The organism is Pseudobacter sp. (assembly GCF_051955275.1).
In the GTDB taxonomy this organism is placed as follows: domain Bacteria; phylum Bacteroidota; class Bacteroidia; order Chitinophagales; family Chitinophagaceae; genus Pseudobacter.
The window spans coordinates 1-16,892 of record NZ_JBQCGW010000141.1; the positions used below are offsets into that span (position 1 = coordinate 1).

Here is a 16,892-nt window from a genome sequence, read left to right on the forward strand (position 1 = left end):
GAAAGGACTTGAGCTGATGAAAAAATCATCCACAACAGAAGAGTTGGAGGATGCTTTTGAACAACACCGGAAACAAACGGAGCGGCATATAACCCGCCTGGAGAAAGTCTTCCGCGTGATCGGCAAAAATCCGGAAGGCAAAAAATGTGAAGCCATGGAAGGATTGCTCAAAGAAGCCAAAAGCATCATCGAGGAAACAACCGAAGGTTCCCTCACCCGTGATGCTGCGCTCATCATTGCCGCCCAGAAAATAGAACACTATGAAATAGCCACCTATGGCGGACTTGTTCAGCTGGCCATTACCATGGACCTCGACAGAGCCGCCAGCATCCTGGAAAAAACACTGAACGAAGAGGAGGAAACAGATCAGTTACTCACTGATATTGCAGAATCCTACGTTAATGTGAATGCAGAACAGGAAGGTGGGTACTCATGGGAAAAGGAAACCAGTTTATCCATTGGAAATTCCTTCTGATACATGTTCTGCAATAATCATTGATCCGCCGGGTATCATTTCATTAGGAATTATCCGGCGGATCATTATTTTCAACAACAGTGGCAGCCCTTTTTTTCCTGTTATTCTTTTCAGGATACAGCGTTTTTCTGAATACACCCCATAGCTGCTCCTGCCAGCCGATCAACTGACCAATAAGGAAATAGTCTTTCAGGTTATTCCGGATACTGCTCCGCATCACTCGCATCACCTCATCCTTCTCCACTTCGCCTGTTTCCTTCACCCGAACCAAAAACTCAAGGGAAATGAATGCCAGCACAGCTCCGATCAAAAAAAGGAAATTCCATTCGTGGAGACTGACCAGGTGCAATACCTTGTTCAGCTTTGGTCCGGAATATTCAATATTGATCACAATTTTTCTGCTGGTAAAATAATCAGCCAGCAACCCGCCCACCAGTGGCGCCAGGGACGAGAATACAGAAGTAATGATATTCTTGGCAGAAAGGTATACGATGGATTCATTACGCGAAGCCAGCTTTAACCCGATATTGGTGAGAGAAAGATTGATACCTGCATTGGCAATTCCACTTGCTATATGAATAACCATCAGCAGGGCCAGATTGGCATAAAAGCGGGAGTAGATACCTACAAAACACCAGCCGATCAGTACCAGGATATATAAGGGCACACAAATAGCCAGGATGGTTTTATTACTGTACCTGTCTGAAAAAACGCCCCACATCCGAACTGTAAGGATACTGCTCAACTGACTGAGAATAGTGAGCCCGATGATCCACGACAGGGAAAGCCCAATCGTTTTCATCATAAACACATTGAAGAAAGGAGTAGCAAGATTGAATGCGAAGATCCATGCAGAGTTGAAGAGCAGCAGCTTTCTGAAATTTGCGTCTTTCAAAGGCTTGGCCAGCAAGCGGAAAATATTTTCGTTGGTAAGGGTAGACATGGGTTCAGGCGCTTTGGAAAGAACAATGGCTCCAATCAGCCCGGCAGTTCCTGCAGCAACGAACATTACCGAATATGCATTCAGTTCATAAGCGGGAAAATGATCTTTCACATAATCGATGAGCAAAGCCAGGGTCAGGCTCAGTAACACATTCAGCAATTGCATATTCCTTGCCCTTCTTGCGAAGTACGATCCTAACAGGTTTTCAGGCACCAGGTCTTTCATCCAGGCATTCCAGCTGGGACCTGCGATGGAACCAAAGAGATAATAAAAGAAGAGGAAAAAGATGACAGGTTCTATACTGGTATTGTTGCTGAAAAAAGGAAGGCAGCCTATCACTATCAGCGGTGTTCTTGCCAGGAATGAACAGATCACACTGATGGCCCTCCGGTTATTGTACCGGCGAACCAGCCAGATGGAAATCAGCTGAAAAACATTCACCAGGGTTGGAAGTGCTGCCAGCAACCCGATCTCAAAGTTGTTGGCGCCGAGCAGCAAAGCAAACGCCACCATGAAAGCGCCTCCCGTAAGTGTGGTCATCGCCTCCGTTGCCAATCCATCCCCTATCACATACTTCAACCCTGCCTTTACTTCCTGTTCTGTTAATGTTGCCTGTGGTCTCAGCCTCATAACAATATTTTACTGTTTCAGCTTTATTAACAATGTTCGTGCCTGTTAACAGGCTCTCTGTCAAATAGCTCATAAACCATTGTTACAACCTCTGAAGCATCCGGAAAAGGTACAAAATCCCGGTATAACAGCTTATCTACCCACACAATTATTTCATTTTTACTTTTGCTGTTTTCCGGCACGGAGAAGGGCAGCACCCTGCAGGGCACCCTCCAGGGAGTATGCTGGGGATTGGTATTGGCATACAGAACTACCACAGGTGTCTGACAGGCCGCAGCAATATGCACGGTTCCTGTATTCACACTTACTGCCAGGGCAGCCATTTCAACCAGGGCAATGAATTCACCAAGAGAAAACTGTCCTGCCATATCGATAGCATCGATGCCGATCCCCCGGGCTATCCCCTTCGTAAGCGCCTGTTCTCCGGCAGTGCCGGTTACCAGTATCCGGGAACCTTTTTCTGCCACAACTTTTTTTCCGGCTGCAATCCAGTAAGAGGAAGGATACATTCTTTTTGCTTCGCTCACACCCGGATGAAAAATGAGGAAGGGCCGGGCCAGGTCGATTCCCGCATTGCGGAGTTTTAACATCACAGCACGCTTGTCCTCATTACGAACCTGCAGGAACAACTGTTCCTGATCCGTAGTTGCGCCGATGCTGCCGACAAGCTGGAGATCGCGTAACACCTGGTGCTGAATAGTATGATAGGGCTCCCTGTCCGGTACCCAATGGGTAAGTAAGCTGTATGGATTTTCGCGGCTGAATGCAAGTCTGTGCGGAATTCCTGCCATCAGGCAGAGCAATGCTGCGGGCAGGCTGCTCTGGCTGTATACTGAAAAAATAATCACACCGTCGAAATTCCGTTGCCTGATCTCATTGACCAGTTGCTGAAGCACCTGTTCATCATAAAGATCCGTTTTGATCCAGGGAAGATCTGCAACCATCACTTCATCTATTACAGGCAAAAAAGGCGTCACCGGTTTACCCATTGAAGAGGTAAGTACGGTTATGCGGCAACTGAAACTTTCTTTCAATGCGCGGAGGGCTGGTCCGGTCATAATGAGATCGCCCATATTATCGGCACGGATGCAAAGCAGGTTGCTGCATCGGGGCCAAGACTGTTTTTCCTGCATACAATGTCAGCAATTTGAAGAAATGAATTGCGCAACGCCGGACCAGTGATGGCAGATATGTAAAGGCTCCCGTTTTTTACCGGGCAGCCATTCTGTTTCATTGCCCTGGTCCAGCAGAATGGTACGGCACCCGGCTTTGTTGCCTGCCTCCGTATCGTTAAGGATATCGCCTACCATCCAGCTTTGCCGGAGGTTAATATTCCAATCTGCGGCGGCTCTGATAAGCATACCGGGAGAGGGTTTGCGGCACAGGCAGAAGCTGCCGTAGATACCGGTACCAAGGGGATGATGCGGACAATAATACATCCCGTTCAGTGTGACCTGCTGTTTACGCAGCAGCCTGCTAAGGTGAAGGTACTGGTTATGTAATGCTACCTCGCAGGTCAGCCCCAATGCAATGCCCGGCTGATTGGTAATAACCAGCAGAAGGTATCCGCACCGCTGCAATATATTGAGCGCATTTGCCGCTCCATCCAATAGTGTAGTTAAACGCGGATCAGCGTTGAAAGGAATATTCCTGATCAGCGTTCCGTCTTTGTCTATAAACACTGCTTTCTTCATATATACCGCCTGAAGGGTCAGACGTTACCTGCCTGTTGGCCACCTTCTCATAAACTGTATGAATGGATTCCGCCACCTTACTCCAGGTAAACATCTTATTCACCCGTTGAATACCATTTTTACGCATGTAATTATGCATGAATCTATCTTCCAGCAATTGCCATATCATGCGGGCGGTATTCACCGGGTCTTTAGGCTGTACCAGAAAGCCTGTAAGCCTGTCCACCACACTATACTTGATCCCACCTACATTGGAGCCAACCACTGGGGTGCCGCAGGCCATTGCTTCGAGCGGTGTAATGCCGAATGGCTCATACCAGGGAACGGAGACAAACACATCGGCTGCAGAATAATAATACTTGAGTATGTCTCTGTCTTTCCTGCCTGCAAACTGCACGCATTGTTCCGTTCTGCATTCTTTTGATACCTGCATCAGCCTGCGGATCTCCGGGGTTGCTGCCGGATCAGGCAGATCGGCCTCTCCACCTACTATTATAAGCTTCAGTTTTTTAACCTGTCCCTGTAAAGCTCCCACAGCACGTATCACATCATCCACCCCTTTCCGGGGCACCATTCTTCCCAATTGCAAAACCACTTTCTCCGATCTCCTCAAACCCAGGCGTTCTCTTGCTTCCTGCTTATCCACCGGATAGAATTCCGTGGGATTGAAGCCGCAGGGCACCACATGGATCTTTTCTATAGCCGCCCTGTAATGAGTGATGAGATCCTGCCTGTCTTGCGGACATTCAGCAACAATCGCATCAGCATCCCGAACAAGGAATGATTCCACCGGAATTCTCTCCGCAGGAAACCTGTCAGCCTCCTGCTGATGCAGGCGCCTCACCTTACCCAGCGCATGAAAGGTAACCAGGTAAGGTATCTGTAACTCTTTTTTAAGTTCGGCAGCTACCATGGCTGACATAAAGAAATGTGCGTGGATCAGCTTATACAGTATCTTATTGCTTTTTATGAACTGCTTCATCCTGTCGGCAAACTGACCCATATAATCCATCAACTGCTCCTTGGGAATATACAGCGTTGGACCGGCAGCAATATGGATCACCCGGATACCAGGTTTCCAGTTGATGATCTCCGGGAGGTCTTCCCTGTCTTTCCTGGTGAAAATATCTATTTCGTAACCCATCGATGACAGCTGCGTGCTCAATTCTGCAACATATACATTCTGTCCTCCGTTATCTACCCCTCCCAGCGTTGCAAGTGGTGATGCATGTTCACTAATGAATGCTACTCTCTGTTTCATGCGTTTGGATTTGAAAGCTGGCAACAGACCGGATAAGATGCTCCCAGTCCTTTGCAAACCTTGTTATATTGTATTTGTGTTTTGCGGTGCGTTGTGCATGCCTGCCCATTACTGCGGCCAGGTCCCTGTTCTCCAGCAGCAACTGCATGCCTTCGATCAGTTCGGAAATATTCGTATGTACAAAACCGGTATACCCGTTCCTGATAACGGTGGCATATTCCGTTGTAGCCAGCGCCACAACAGGAAGCCCACCCATCATGGCTTCCAGGAAAGACAGGCCCAGGCTGGTATGCCTTATAGGGTTCAGAAAGAACCTGTACCTGCTGAGGAATTGCGGAAGCTGTGGATGCAGAATCTCTCCCAGCCCGCCATATATCTCTGTTCCCATGCCAGCCAGGTCCAGCGGTATTACCTCTTTCAACTGCTCATAAATATCCCATCCGGTATCCCTGCCCCGCTCCCTGATATGATTGATCACAACAATTCCTTTTTCCAGTTCTCCTGTGTAGGGCCAGGGAGACTCGATAATACCATGTTCTATCACTCTTACATCAGGGACAGTCTGATCCCACATCAGCTTGTTATAATGTGTAACATGAACCAGTGTGACGAAGGGATCATTCATGGGATGAACAGAAGAAGCTGCAGCACCATTAGGTGCGTTGTGCTCCAGATAGATCTTTGGAATTGCACGCTGCGCTTCTGACAATATTTCATATTGATCCCGGAGAAAGTTATGGGGCGACTGAAACAGGATGCAATCGAAATCAAGTTCCTTCACCTGTTCAACAGGCACCTCCTTTACATTGCTACCGAATGGGAATGTTTGTCCCCTGCCATAATAACCCTCCCGCACAGGATGAGCCAATGGTACATAGATATCGATGTCTGCCTGCGAAAGATAATAGAGGTAACTTCCGTGGATATGCCAGGTGAATACTGCCGGTCGTTTTTCTGTTGATTGCGATGCTTGCATATTATCAGGAGTGAGCTAATTGAGGAATCGTAAAAAATTGTACATATAATTTTCTACTAATCCGATGCCGTTCGCTTTTGAGCAACAGAATGCCCGCAGGAAGCGCTTCTGAAATTCAAAAACCCGGCAGATGATGCAACACATCTACACTTCCCACTGGGCATGTGTTTGTTGCAAGCTGGTGCATGTATACACTCGGCATCAACTCAGCATTTCATGATTCAGCAGCAGCACTGGTGAAGAACGGTCAACTGATAGCAGCAGCAGAGGAAGAAAGGTTCACACATATAAAACATGGAAAGCGCCCCATTCCTTTCGCTGCCTGGGAGCTTCCCTTTCATGCAATAGATTACTGCCTGAAAGAGGCCGGTATATCGCTCAACCAGGTTGACCATATCGCTTATTCCTTCGATCCCCAGTTGTTCAATAATATACCGGAAGGCGGCAAAGGCCCGGAAAAGTTCTATGCAGACTGGGACCCCTTGTTTCATACTTACCTCAACAGCGCACCGGAGCAACTGAAAGATGGTTATCCTCATCACCTTCAGCACCGCCTCGCAAACGCCGGCGACCTCCGTTCTAAATGGCATTATGTTGAACATCATGCGGCCCACGCCGCAAGTGCCTTTTATCCATCTCCTTTCAGGGAGGCAGCTGTTATGACCATCGATGGCAGAGGAGAAAATGCCACAACAAGCTATTTCAAGGGAGATGGTAACGCACTCGAAAAGATAGGAGAAGTATGTATGCCCCATTCACTGGGCATGCTGTATGAGATCATCACAACGCACCTTGGCTTTTTACACTCTTCGGATGAATATAAGGTAATGGCGCTGGCTTCTTACGGTCAACCAAAGTACCTGGAGCAATTCCGTTCCCTGATCCATGTGAAAGAAAATGGCGGGTATACGATCGATGCTTTCGATCCTGAAATGCTCTTTGGCCCCAGGCGTAGTAAGGGAGCTCTTCTCCTCCAACAACATTTTGACATAGCCCATTCATTACAGAAAGTACTGGAAGAAACAGTGTTAAGCCTCGCCTGGTGGCTGCATGAACAAACGGGTAAGGATAATTGCTGCCTGGCAGGAGGTGTTGCACTCAACTGTGTGCTCAATGCCGGGCTGAGAGATAAAGGTCCCTTCAGCAATATCTGGGTACAACCTGCTGCCGGTGATGCCGGCACAGCACCCGGAGCGGCATGGTATGTAGACAGGCAGTTCAATGCCTATTATCCTGTACCTCCCATGAACAATGTTTACCTGGGCCCGGGATATACCGATGAAGAGGTGGAGCAGTTGTTGAAATGGATGAAACTTCCTTACCGGAAGCTGGATAATGTAGCGGCGGAGACCGCCCGGATCCTTGCTTCAGGAAAGATCATCGGCTGGTTCCAGGGAAGGATGGAATTCGGTCCCCGTGCGCTGGGCAGCCGCTCTATTCTTGCATCACCCTTAGAAGCCGAAATGCAGCAAAAACTCAATGAAATAAAGGACAGGGAAGACTTCCGTCCTGTTGCTCCAGTAGTACTGGAAGAAGAAGCGGCACAATGGTTTGAAAATGCCTCCACCTCCCCTTTCATGCTTTTTGTTTATCCGGTAAAGAAAGAGGCTGAGCAAAGGATCCCTGCTGTTACCCATGTGGATGGTACAGCACGCATCCAAACCATCAACAGGCAGCAGCATCCGCTGTATTATGACCTGCTCCAGGAATTCTATACTATCACTGGTGTTCCCGTGCTGATCAATACTTCCTTCAATACAAGAGGTGAGCCGATAGTCTGTTCACCCAAAGATGCCATCAGTTGTTTTTATACCTCGCCTTTTGATGCATTGGTGATCAATTCATTCCTCGTAGAAAAACAATCCTCATGAGCATCGTTGCCTCCATTGTAATTCCCACTTTCAAAAGGCCGGGCCTGCTGATAAAATGCCTGCAGGCATTGGTGGATCAGTCCGTCAGTCATAAAGCATATGAGATCATAGTGATCACTGACGGACCTGATGCAGAAACCTTCAGTTCTGTAAACAAGCTGAAAATGGCATACAGCCACACTCCGCAAATCACAGTATTGACGCTCCCTGAGCACAGGGGGCCAGCAGCAGCACGCAATGCAGGCTGGAAAGCGGCGGAAGGGAGGCTGGTGATCTTCACGGATGACGACTGTCATCCTTCTCATGGTTTTGTGGAAGCCTACCTGAAATATTTCAGGCAGCAGGCAAGGGAACATATTGCATTCACCGGGAAACTGCTGGTGCCTGTTCCGCAACAGCCTACCGATTATCAGAAAAATATTGCACAACTGCAGCAGGCTAGTTTTGTTACCGCCAACTGTGCCATCAGCAGGTCTGCACTGGAGAAGACAGGAGGCTTTGATGAAGATTTCACAATGGCCTGGCGGGAAGACAGCGCCATGGAGTTCGAACTGTTGAAACAGGCTATCCCGGTGCGCTATGTACCGGAAGCGCTGGTAGTGCATCCTGTAAGGAAAGTGTCATGGGGCGTTAGCCTGAAGATAGAAAAGAAAAATATGTTCAATGCATTACTGTATCGTAAGCATTGCACCATGTACAAAGAGAAAATCAGATCGAGACCTCCGCTGATCTATTACTGCAGCCTTATTTCGGCCTCCGGTCTGCTGGCAGCCGCGGCTTTGCCAGCCTCGCTTTTTTATGCAAGCCTGTTCATGTGGACCGGCACTACAGGCATACTGGCGGGCAAAAGGCTGCGAGGCACCTCCAAAAAACCGTCACATGTATTTGAAATGATCATCACTTCCATGTTCATACCGGCTTTATCGGTATTCTGGAATACGTATGGTTGTATACGTTATAAACGATTACTGTTATGATCCCACTGATAAATCCGCATCCAAGGATTGCCATTCTCCGTGCACTTCAGCTTGGAGACCTTCTTTGTTCCATCCCTGCCATCCGCGCATTGCGGCAGGCATATCCTTATGCAGAGATCACGCTGCTTGGACTGCCCTGGTCGGCTTCCCTGCTGAAGCGTTTTCCAAAATACTTTGACAGGCATATCCATTTTCCGGGTTATCCCGGTCTTCCCGAGCAGCCGTTCAATGAATTTGAATGGAATGATTTTGTATCGGCTATGCAGCAACAATCTTTCGATCTGATCATTCAGATGCAAGGCAACGGTTCCATAGTAAATGAACTGCTGCCTGAACTGGGAGCCAGCAATATAGCAGGTTTTAAACAACCCGGATTACCTTCTCCCTGGCCACATTTCATGAATTATCCAACACAGCTGAATGAAGTGCTTCGCCATATGGCCCTGATGAACTTCCTGGATATTCCGGCCAATGATCCTGCAATGGAATTTCCTGTAACAGAAAAGGAAAAGATACAACTGAAAGAAGTTTTTCCTTTCACCGGCAAGCCTTATGTATGTGTTCATCCGGGATCACGTGCAGGATGGAGACAATGGCCTCCCGCGCATTTTGCCATGCTGGGTGATTTCTGTGCAGATGCAGGCTACCAGGTAGTGTTCACGGGAACGAAAGAAGAACAGCCCATTATTGCAGAAGTACAGAAATGGATGAAGCAGAACAGTATTGACCTTTCAGGGAAAACAGATCTGGGAACAGTAGCTGCGCTGATAGATGATGCAGCATTGCTGATTGCCAACTGTACCGGTGTATCACATATTGCTGCGGCCACTCATACGCCCAGCCTGATAATAAGTATGGATGGGGAGCCCAACCGATGGGGACCGTTAGACCGGAACCGGCATACCGTGATCGATTGGCTCACACATCCATCGCTCAGAACTGTATACGAAACATTGATCAACAAACTGGAACCGGTAACAGCATTATAAGCTGTCGCGGTTATTTCTTCTCTGACTTCCCTGCGATTTCATATAATCGCTGTAAGACTTTTCCGTTTTCAGTTTCCTGTTTCCATCGATGATGAAAAGTCCGTTATCGCTGACACGGATGCGGGTGGTGTCCACTCCCCACACGCCTGAATTATCACGCGTCATATAACTGTTCAGGATGTACTGGCCACGGCCGAAAACCGTATCGCCTGTGGTATGGTTGATATACATATTCACTGGTTCGCCGGTAGCTGAATTGTAAGTCATTTTCTTTTGGCGGTCGTACCGCAGATTGATGTTTTGTCCAGTGCGGATATCCCTGTACTCGTATTGCTGCGCCTGGTGTGGTTGTGACTGTGTACGGTTGTTTCTGCGCATGGTACTGTCCTGCGCGCTGCTATGCAAAGAAATAATTGTAAGTCCGGCCAGCAGCAATGCCGGCAGGAAGAAGGATTGTTTTTTCATGGCTGTACTTTTACTAACCGGCACAATTATCATACCCTCTGTACAGTGATCAGCCTTAAACATTCAGTGTAGAAGATAAGCCCCCTGCGGGTTTCAGGTATGGGCAAAAAAAATCCCCTGTGCATGCACATGGGATTTCAAATATTTCGGCTGCATTATTTTCCCAGCTCTGTGGGAGGGATTGCTGTAGGCACCACGTTATTAACGGGCTTCGTAGATTTAAGATAGAGATACATGCTCTTCAGATCGAGATCACTTGCATTCACAAAATTCTGCCAGGGCATGGGAGGCAATAAAGGCCTGCTGGTGGCCAGTCCTTTGTATTTACCCTCCTTCATGGCGCGGAAGAACTGTTCTTCGGTCCAGGAACCGATACCAGTGGAATCACCGGTGATGTTTGCCGCAAAGGAAGCGCCCCACGGGCCTACGAAAGCAGTCTGGCTGTGGTTGAACAGAACCCAGTTCTGCAGTTCAGCAGGGTTCACCTTTGGCAGCGGCAGGTTTGCCGGATGGCCGGAAAGAACACGTTCCGGATCGATCATCGGGCCCTGAGGTCCCATCATTTTGGGAGAGTGGCAATCCCCGCACCCCATTACGTTTACGAGGTATTCGCCGCGCTTCACCAGGCTGTCTTTACTGATAGCCGCGTCAGCCAGGGGTTGCTGCGCCTGCTGCTCGCCACAGGCTGCGTAGATGATGGCGCCCATGACCAGTACGCCTCCCAGGAGAAATTTCTTTTTCATAAATAGACTTGTTAATTGAATATGGGTTGATGATTATAGAAGTCCGGGCAACAAATCCAGCAGAGGATGCAATTCTGTAATAGCGGGAAGTTTTTCCTGTTCCGCCGGTATTGGAGCTTCCTGGGCTTCCACCCATAATAGCAGGGTGCAGAGAATGGCTCCGAAATAATGTGGAATGATCATGGCTTGTAGACTTGTTATAAGATGGCAAAACTATAACAAATCAAAAGGCCTCACAGTAACACAAACATGTGATTTTTGGCTACCAATCCCCCTAAAAATCCAACCGCCCGGCATTTACAGCCAGGCGGTTTAATATATATCAAATCCATTTTTATTTTCCGAAAGCAGCGGCTTGCCGGTTCAGTTCCTCAGTACCGGGAGTGCTGCTGCCATTTGTGATGAGCACTCTGTACCGGAAGGTGATCCTGTCCCCAGCTTTCAGGGTCAGGTTCGTGGATGACTTACCGTTAGTGAATACGGCTTCTCCCAGTGGATTGGCTGCAAAGAGACCATAACCACGCGCATGCCACCAGGTGGGGTAATTTACATTTTTGGGATGGTCAAAGATGGTGACACTCACAGAATCATTGTCCATCTTACCAAAGAGCGTACACCAGCCTGCTCTGCTACCCCAGGCGTCATTACCCTTCTTGCCTTCACTGGTGAGGTAATTCCCGTTGGCGATACTGTCAACCGCTCCCTTCACCACAGTTACCACTCCATGTTCATCTTTATATTCTTTGTCTTTCAGCTCCGGGATCTGCAAGGCATGCGCCATTCTGAAACCGAGCATGCCATCCTTCACATCCTTGAACACCACGGCTGTTTTAGCCGTTAGCACGGTGGTACGGTCGATGATACGCTGGCCGTCACTGCCGCTGAACTGCAACGTAGTGGCTTCTTCCAGCAATACATCATTTTCCTGGTTGGTCCAGTTTGAACGGTAACTCAGTGTACTGCCTTTAGTGACCGGTTCCTGAACGGTTCTGATCCATCCGTATTTGGGTTTGCGTGCCGGGGGAATGGCATAGGAATTATTCCAGAAATCAAGCCCGTTCACGCTTTCATAGTTGAACCAAAGCCCGATATGATGCGGGTGATCGGTAGGATCTCCAGGCTGCGGGATAAGGGGAAAGCCTCTGGTCACCATCGTTCCGTTAGCGGTATTGACGGGAAACAACACAGGCTTCTCCAGTGTATCAGGATATAAAAAAGAAGTGAAGAGTTGATTGCCGATCAGCACATCGATCTTTTTATCGGTTTTACTCTTTACAAATTTCACCTGCTGTGCAGAAGCAGTAACAGCTATACCCATGCTGAGCACGGCAGTTCCGGCAAATCTGGTTAAGGTTTTCATACAAGAGATTTTGCGGATCAGTATTTGAAGATTTTTCCACCGGCCATCACTTCCTGTTTCTTTGTATCGAAAGTGGCTTTCTCTCCTGTGCGTGCTGCCGCGGTGGTCATGATGGTTGCGATGCTATGGCTGTAACCCGCTTCCACCGGTGCATTGGGCTGTTTGCGGCTGCGCACGCAGTCCATCCAGTTTCGTACGTGGTTGCTGGTGAGTACATCACCGCCGGTATTGGCGGAAGCAACGGCAGCAACGGAGGCACTGAGACTTTCTTCCGGCAGCAGGTTGGGCTGCATGTTCATGGCCTTTGCATGATTCTCCGTGAGGCCACCTTTGGGAGAAACCTTATTGGTGTTGAGATTGAGTTCACCGCCATTGGAATAATAAATTTCTGTAGGGCGCTCATCGCCGTTATGCATCCTGGAACCGAAGGTCACCTGGAAGCCTTTGCTGAGATCATCCAGCGGACCGTAATCGAAAGCGGCCATCAGGGTATCCCAGTTTTTCCTTCCATCTTTCCATTGATAGATGCCGCCGTTAGCCACCACGCTGCGCGGATGAGGCAGGCCTGTGAACCAGTGTACCGTATCGATCTGATGGCTCATCCACTGGCCGGGCAGTCCGGATGAATAAGGCCAGAACAAACGGTACTCCAGGTATAAACGGGGATCGAAGGCTTCATATGGCCTGTTGAGCAGGTAACGTTTCCAGTCCGTATCCGCTTCCGTGATCTGGTTGAGCAGGGCTGGTCTTCTCCAGCGGCCGGGCTGGTTTACATTCCAGGTAAGTTCCACCATTGTGATGGGACCGAGTTTTCCGCTGCGGATAAAATCATTGGCCGCATGATAATTGGTGCCGCTCCTGCGCTGGGAACCGATCTGTACGATCTTTCCGGTTTCCTTCACGGCTTTGAGGGCAGCGCGGTTGTCTTCCATGGTTTCCGCGAAAGGCTTTTCCACGTATGCATCACAGCCTGCTTTTACAGCTTCGATAGTATGGAGGGCATGCTGAAAATCGGCCGTGCTGATAAACACGGCATCCACCAGTTTCTTTGCATACATTTCATCATTGTTACGGCAGGAGATCACCTCCCTGCCCATTTTTTCCTGCCAGGCTTTGGAGCCTTCCTCTCTTCTTTTGTTCCAGATATCTGACACGGCCACTATTTCAAAATTGAGTTCCTTGTAATGGTTCATGAAACAGGGCATATGGCTTTGCTTGTGGCGGTCGGAATACCCTACCACGCCAACGCGCACGCGATCATTGGCTCCCAGGATGCGGCGGTAATGAAGGGCGCTGATACCGGATTGCGCTGCCAGGAGACCAGCTCCGGCAAGGGTAGTATTCTTGAGAAAAGATCTGCGGGACTTTTTCATATCAGGGACATTTGTGTGAATATAAGGTTGTGAAGCATAGTGATTGTCAGTGATTTTGGCTATCCCCTGCCGTTAATTGGCTTGCGGGAGCAAAAAAATACTAAAAAAACTGGAAAAGTTGGACAGATAAAAAAATTAGCAATTCATCCTTCAGGGAGGTAAAGGCCATTGAAAAATTCACAAAAAAGAAGCTGGGGATAAAAATTCACTATCTTCGGAGAGACATTAAAACCATCCAGGGCCAATTTGCACCAGGCCCTTTGCACCATTCAAGGCCAGCCTACCGGCTGATCTGATTTTTAACTGACATTAAAATTGCGGAGTAAGTCCAGTCACGGCAGCAGTTTCGTGCCTGGCAACAGTATTCATCCTGACCATACGGGCGAAGTACCGGTGTGGTAATGCGTTCGCAGAACTAAAAAAAAGTGATGCGGATAGCAACAGGGTAATCTATGCATTCAACTGAAATTCCGGTTACACGATACCGGTAGTAAACAATATTTCATCACTAAAAGCGGAGGTAATATGACCTGATCAGCAAGTTCCAGGGAGAGTGGCGGAGATACAGACTGATTGCCTTAAGCAATGACCTGTATCTCCAAAGAAACCTGCACTATGCGGAGCTGTTGGCTCCGGTTACCTGGAAAGTAAAAGTGAATGGGTTCTCTCCACCCCCCGGAATGGCATGCATTCCGGGGTTTACATTCTTCAGGATGATCGCGTGGTAAAATTCAACCATTTGATCCAACTGATTAAATTATTCATCAATAAACTCCCAAAAACATGACCTCAGTCAAGTTTCACAAGGATATCAGACTTCCTCTCTGCCCTCCTAACGACATCCCGCATATTGTTCAGATGCTTGCCCAGGTATTGAACCAGCGCGAAATGAATGTGCGCAAATTCGCCATCGCAGAAGGTCTCAGCCCTTCCAAAGTCTACAACTGGTTTTCCGGGAAAGCGCAGCCAAAGAAAGATTCCATTGAAGCCATCATGCGCTTCTTCAAAAAGATCCATTTCAAATACAAACCGGAAATCCCCATTACGGATGAAGGCGTGGTACAGGACATGCCCGCCATTTACAAGGTGAATAAAAAACTGCATTCTCCACAGGCTCTGGACAGCCAGGATATGAAAATAGTGATCAAGGATATCCATCTGGCTTTGAGGATCCAAACGGAACAGCTGGAATTTATCAGGCACCACCTGCTTCGTTTATCCGATAAAGTGAATACTGTAATGCCTAAGTAGAGGTATACTGAATGCAGGTACTATAAATAGAAAAAGGAAATGTAGATACATTTCCTTAGTGACTTAAACGGGGTTGTCACACCAGTTTCCTGCGATTTGAAACCAGATAGACTTCTCGCAGAAAACCAGCTTCAAACTGTACATGAGAAAAAACCAGGTGCCTTGCGACACGGTTTATTCAAAGTAACAGTAACTCTTATATATTTAAGGAGATAGTACACAAAACCCCTTTTTTGCACGGTAAAACGGCATATTTCTAACGCGAACAGCAGAAATACCATATTACCACTTGTTAGTTTTTACATAAAAAAACCACTCTTTCCTGAGCCCCGTGAAAACGGGGCCAGGACAAGAATGGAACCTTTACAAGAAACCCTGGGTGCCGTTTGAATATACCTTGGAACAGCACCCGATTTTGAACCATGATCCAAGAACTATCTTAATAGCTAAGTTTAAGCTCTACACGTCTGTTAAGTGTTCTGCCTTTGGCAGTTTTGTTATCTGCGATGGGCTTGTCGGCTCCAAAGCCAGCAGCATTGATCCTGCTTTCATCGATACCCTTGCTCTTCAGGTAAGCCAGTACGGCCTGTGCGCGTTTTTCGCTGAGGGGCTGGTTAACTTTGGGAGAGCCGGTATTGTCGGTATGCCCTTCCACACTCAGTTTCAGGTCTGCATCCTTCTTCATTTCAGCAACCACCAGATCCAGAGATTTGTTGGATTTGGCCAGCAGTTTGGCAGTGCCGGTGCTGAAGAAGATATTTCCTGCCGCAACATTCACTTTCTTCACCACTTCTTCCTTCACTACAGGGCAGCCATTGTTCTCCTTGGTGCCGGGGAGGTTAGGGCATTTATCTTCTTCATCATTCACGCCATCTTTATCAGTATCGGGGATGGGGCAACCATTGTAGCGGGCTACGCCGGCAACGGTTGGACATTTATCTTCTTCATCATTCACACCGTCTCCGTCTGTATCAGGGATGGGGCAGCCATTGTAACGCTCCAGTCCCTTTACATTGGGACATTTGTCGTCCTTATCAGGAATACCATCACCGTCGGTATCCGGGCAACCCTGAAACTGGGGAAGGCCTTTCACATCAGGACAGGCATCCAGGCTATCCACCACGCCGTCGTTATCAGTGTCTTTAGGCGCTTCGATAACGGGGATGGGCACTACCTTAACGGGTTCCTGCTTTTTGGGCTTGCTGATATTTTCTGTGAAGCCGATTGACCAGAAGAGGTTATCGTCGTGTTTTTTCTGATTCAGGGCCAGGCGGTAATTAGCCTGAACAAAAATGTAAGTGAGACCGGCGAGGTTCACCTGTGCACCGATACCGAGAGGTGCATACGGGCTCCACCTGTTGCCATAATCACCAATGCCCACGCCTGCAGTGAGGAAAGGATTTACGGTGTAATTATCAGGGAACGCACGCGCATGAAGCGATGCTTCAAACTCGTTTGAATAGGTATTCTTCTTGCTTCCATTGAAAGTGTAATCAGTGAAAACACCATTATAACGTCCGCTGAAGTCGATCCTTTTGGTAAGCCCCTGCCAGTACATGAGGGAGAAACCAAGATCCTGTTTGGAGGGATCAGACCAGTCGCCGTGCTTCCAGGTATCTTTGAAACTGGTGGCCTTGATCTGGTTGGGAGTTTTAAAATCGGTAGCATTTACGCTGAACCCAATGAGCTTTCCTTTCTTTTTGGCAACTTCCTGGGCTGTAGCAACATGAGCACACAACACGGCTAATGCCGCGAGGGGTAGTAGTCTTCTTATCATTAATTTAGGTTTAGTCCGGGTAAGCTTTTCACAAAGCAGTGAGAGTCCGGGTGTTGATACTGCAAAAGTACCAGAAGGGCAACATGTAGCGGGTAATAGATTTACGA

Annotated in this window: 17 protein-coding genes; 5 read left to right on the forward strand and 12 right to left on the reverse strand. The window is 48.2% G+C overall.

All coding sequences use genetic code 11. From position 1 onward, the window contains the following. Positions 1 to 475, forward strand: a 475-nt coding sequence (locus ACTHMC_RS12175; protein WP_440413398.1) for a ferritin-like domain-containing protein, incomplete at its 5' end; no start/stop codon positions are given. Positions 476 to 518: 43 nt separating this feature from the next. Here ACTHMC_RS12175 and ACTHMC_RS12180 read toward each other — a convergent pair. The 5 genes from ACTHMC_RS12180 to ACTHMC_RS12200 all read right to left on the reverse strand — a co-directional run bounded on the left by ACTHMC_RS12180 (position 519) and on the right by ACTHMC_RS12200 (position 5,979). After that, complete coding sequence (locus tag ACTHMC_RS12180; RefSeq protein ID WP_440413399.1) at positions 519 to 2,048, reverse strand: MFS transporter; 1,530 nt, start codon at positions 2,046 to 2,048, stop codon at positions 519 to 521. Between the two features lie 26 nt (positions 2,049 to 2,074). Then, positions 2,075 to 3,121: a glycosyltransferase family 9 protein gene (locus ACTHMC_RS12185; RefSeq protein ID WP_440413400.1), complete on the reverse strand. Its 1,047-nt coding sequence runs from the start codon at positions 3,119 to 3,121 to the stop codon at positions 2,075 to 2,077. A 66-nt stretch (positions 3,122 to 3,187) separates the two neighbouring features. Further along, positions 3,188 to 3,742 carry a D-glycero-alpha-D-manno-heptose-1,7-bisphosphate 7-phosphatase gene (locus tag ACTHMC_RS12190; protein WP_440413401.1) on the reverse strand — a complete coding sequence of 185 codons (555 nt, stop codon included), beginning with the start codon at positions 3,740 to 3,742 and terminating at the stop codon, positions 3,188 to 3,190. Continuing rightward, positions 3,678 to 5,003: a glycosyltransferase family 4 protein gene (locus ACTHMC_RS12195; RefSeq protein WP_440413402.1), complete on the reverse strand. Its 1,326-nt coding sequence runs from the start codon at positions 5,001 to 5,003 to the stop codon at positions 3,678 to 3,680. Before ACTHMC_RS12195 ends, ACTHMC_RS12190 begins: the two co-directional genes overlap by 65 nt. Then, positions 4,978 to 5,979 carry a glycosyltransferase family 4 protein gene (locus ACTHMC_RS12200; RefSeq protein WP_440413403.1) on the reverse strand — a complete coding sequence of 334 codons (1,002 nt, stop codon included), beginning with the start codon at positions 5,977 to 5,979 and terminating at the stop codon, positions 4,978 to 4,980. Before ACTHMC_RS12200 ends, ACTHMC_RS12195 begins: the two co-directional genes overlap by 26 nt. A gap of 185 nt (positions 5,980 to 6,164) precedes the next feature. Between ACTHMC_RS12200 and ACTHMC_RS12205 the strand changes: the two genes are divergently transcribed. Genes ACTHMC_RS12205 through ACTHMC_RS12215 form a run of 3 tightly spaced genes read left to right on the forward strand, consistent with a single transcriptional unit; the run spans position 6,165 to position 9,816 of the window. After that, the gene (locus tag ACTHMC_RS12205) at positions 6,165 to 7,850 is read left to right on the forward strand and encodes a carbamoyltransferase family protein (RefSeq protein WP_440413404.1); all 1,686 of its coding nucleotides are present in this window, start codon (positions 6,165 to 6,167) and stop codon (positions 7,848 to 7,850) included. After that, positions 7,847 to 8,827, forward strand: a complete 981-nt coding sequence (locus ACTHMC_RS12210; RefSeq protein ID WP_440413405.1) for a glycosyltransferase family 2 protein — start codon at positions 7,847 to 7,849, stop codon at positions 8,825 to 8,827. Before ACTHMC_RS12205 ends, ACTHMC_RS12210 begins: the two co-directional genes overlap by 4 nt. After that, positions 8,824 to 9,816, forward strand: a complete 993-nt coding sequence (locus tag ACTHMC_RS12215; RefSeq protein ID WP_440413406.1) for a glycosyltransferase family 9 protein — start codon at positions 8,824 to 8,826, stop codon at positions 9,814 to 9,816. Before ACTHMC_RS12210 ends, ACTHMC_RS12215 begins: the two co-directional genes overlap by 4 nt. Here ACTHMC_RS12215 and ACTHMC_RS12220 read toward each other — a convergent pair. From ACTHMC_RS12220 to ACTHMC_RS12245, 6 genes are all read right to left on the reverse strand, one after another. After that, complete coding sequence (locus tag ACTHMC_RS12220) at positions 9,811 to 10,281, reverse strand: hypothetical protein (RefSeq protein WP_440413407.1); 471 nt, start codon at positions 10,279 to 10,281, stop codon at positions 9,811 to 9,813. The genes ACTHMC_RS12215 and ACTHMC_RS12220 overlap by 6 nt on opposite strands. Before the next feature lie 155 nt (positions 10,282 to 10,436). Continuing rightward, positions 10,437 to 11,024 carry a diheme cytochrome c-553 gene (locus tag ACTHMC_RS12225; RefSeq protein WP_440413408.1) on the reverse strand — a complete coding sequence of 196 codons (588 nt, stop codon included), beginning with the start codon at positions 11,022 to 11,024 and terminating at the stop codon, positions 10,437 to 10,439. Positions 11,025 to 11,057: 33 nt separating this feature from the next. Next, positions 11,058 to 11,207: a hypothetical protein gene (locus ACTHMC_RS12230; protein WP_440413409.1), complete on the reverse strand. Its 150-nt coding sequence runs from the start codon at positions 11,205 to 11,207 to the stop codon at positions 11,058 to 11,060. A 151-nt stretch (positions 11,208 to 11,358) separates the two neighbouring features. Further along, complete coding sequence (locus ACTHMC_RS12235) at positions 11,359 to 12,384, reverse strand: PmoA family protein (protein ID WP_440413410.1); 1,026 nt, start codon at positions 12,382 to 12,384, stop codon at positions 11,359 to 11,361. A gap of 17 nt (positions 12,385 to 12,401) precedes the next feature. Further along, positions 12,402 to 13,757, reverse strand: coding sequence for a Gfo/Idh/MocA family protein (locus tag ACTHMC_RS12240; RefSeq protein ID WP_440413411.1), 1,356 nt, complete (start codon positions 13,755 to 13,757; stop codon positions 12,402 to 12,404). Positions 13,758 to 14,370: 613 nt separating this feature from the next. Beyond that, a complete protein-coding gene (locus tag ACTHMC_RS12245) occupies positions 14,371 to 14,496 on the reverse strand; it encodes a hypothetical protein (RefSeq protein WP_440413412.1) in 126 nt (41 codons plus the stop codon). A 44-nt stretch (positions 14,497 to 14,540) separates the two neighbouring features. Between ACTHMC_RS12245 and ACTHMC_RS12250 the strand changes: the two genes are divergently transcribed. Beyond that, positions 14,541 to 15,008 carry a helix-turn-helix domain-containing protein gene (locus ACTHMC_RS12250; RefSeq protein ID WP_440413413.1) on the forward strand — a complete coding sequence of 156 codons (468 nt, stop codon included), beginning with the start codon at positions 14,541 to 14,543 and terminating at the stop codon, positions 15,006 to 15,008. A 439-nt stretch (positions 15,009 to 15,447) separates the two neighbouring features. Here ACTHMC_RS12250 and ACTHMC_RS12255 read toward each other — a convergent pair whose 3' ends face one another. Next, positions 15,448 to 16,785 (reverse strand): OmpA family protein, encoded by a 1,338-nt coding sequence (locus tag ACTHMC_RS12255; RefSeq protein ID WP_440413414.1) that lies wholly within the window; start codon positions 16,783 to 16,785, stop codon positions 15,448 to 15,450. Positions 16,786 to 16,892: the final 107 nt, after the last annotated feature.

What these genes read in the sequence shown, in the direction of transcription:
- ACTHMC_RS12240 (WP_440413411.1), bottom strand. Translation starts at nt 13,757, where the DNA reads ATGAAAAAGTCCCGCAGATCTTTTCTCAAGAATACTACCCTTGCCGGA.
- ACTHMC_RS12195 (WP_440413402.1), bottom strand. Translation starts at nt 5,003, where the DNA reads ATGAAACAGAGAGTAGCATTCATTAGTGAACATGCATCACCACTTGCA.
- ACTHMC_RS12185 (WP_440413400.1), bottom strand. Translation starts at nt 3,121, where the DNA reads ATGGGCGATCTCATTATGACCGGACCAGCCCTCCGCGCATTGAAAGAA.
- ACTHMC_RS12200 (WP_440413403.1), bottom strand. Translation starts at nt 5,979, where the DNA reads ATGCAAGCATCGCAATCAACAGAAAAACGACCGGCAGTATTCACCTGG.
- ACTHMC_RS12220 (WP_440413407.1), bottom strand. Translation starts at nt 10,281, where the DNA reads ATGAAAAAACAATCCTTCTTCCTGCCGGCATTGCTGCTGGCCGGACTT.
- ACTHMC_RS12205 (WP_440413404.1), top strand. Translation starts at nt 6,165, where the DNA reads ATGTATACACTCGGCATCAACTCAGCATTTCATGATTCAGCAGCAGCA.
- ACTHMC_RS12235 (WP_440413410.1), bottom strand. Translation starts at nt 12,384, where the DNA reads ATGAAAACCTTAACCAGATTTGCCGGAACTGCCGTGCTCAGCATGGGT.
- ACTHMC_RS12180 (WP_440413399.1), bottom strand. Translation starts at nt 2,048, where the DNA reads ATGAGGCTGAGACCACAGGCAACATTAACAGAACAGGAAGTAAAGGCA.
- ACTHMC_RS12190 (WP_440413401.1), bottom strand. Translation starts at nt 3,742, where the DNA reads ATGAAGAAAGCAGTGTTTATAGACAAAGACGGAACGCTGATCAGGAAT.
- ACTHMC_RS12230 (WP_440413409.1), bottom strand. Translation starts at nt 11,207, where the DNA reads ATGATCATTCCACATTATTTCGGAGCCATTCTCTGCACCCTGCTATTA.
- ACTHMC_RS12250 (WP_440413413.1), top strand. Translation starts at nt 14,541, where the DNA reads ATGACCTCAGTCAAGTTTCACAAGGATATCAGACTTCCTCTCTGCCCT.
- ACTHMC_RS12210 (WP_440413405.1), top strand. Translation starts at nt 7,847, where the DNA reads ATGAGCATCGTTGCCTCCATTGTAATTCCCACTTTCAAAAGGCCGGGC.
- ACTHMC_RS12225 (WP_440413408.1), bottom strand. Translation starts at nt 11,024, where the DNA reads ATGAAAAAGAAATTTCTCCTGGGAGGCGTACTGGTCATGGGCGCCATC.
- ACTHMC_RS12215 (WP_440413406.1), top strand. Translation starts at nt 8,824, where the DNA reads ATGATCCCACTGATAAATCCGCATCCAAGGATTGCCATTCTCCGTGCA.
- ACTHMC_RS12245 (WP_440413412.1), bottom strand. Translation starts at nt 14,496, where the DNA reads ATGGTTGAATTTTACCACGCGATCATCCTGAAGAATGTAAACCCCGGA.
- ACTHMC_RS12255 (WP_440413414.1), bottom strand. Translation starts at nt 16,785, where the DNA reads ATGATAAGAAGACTACTACCCCTCGCGGCATTAGCCGTGTTGTGTGCT.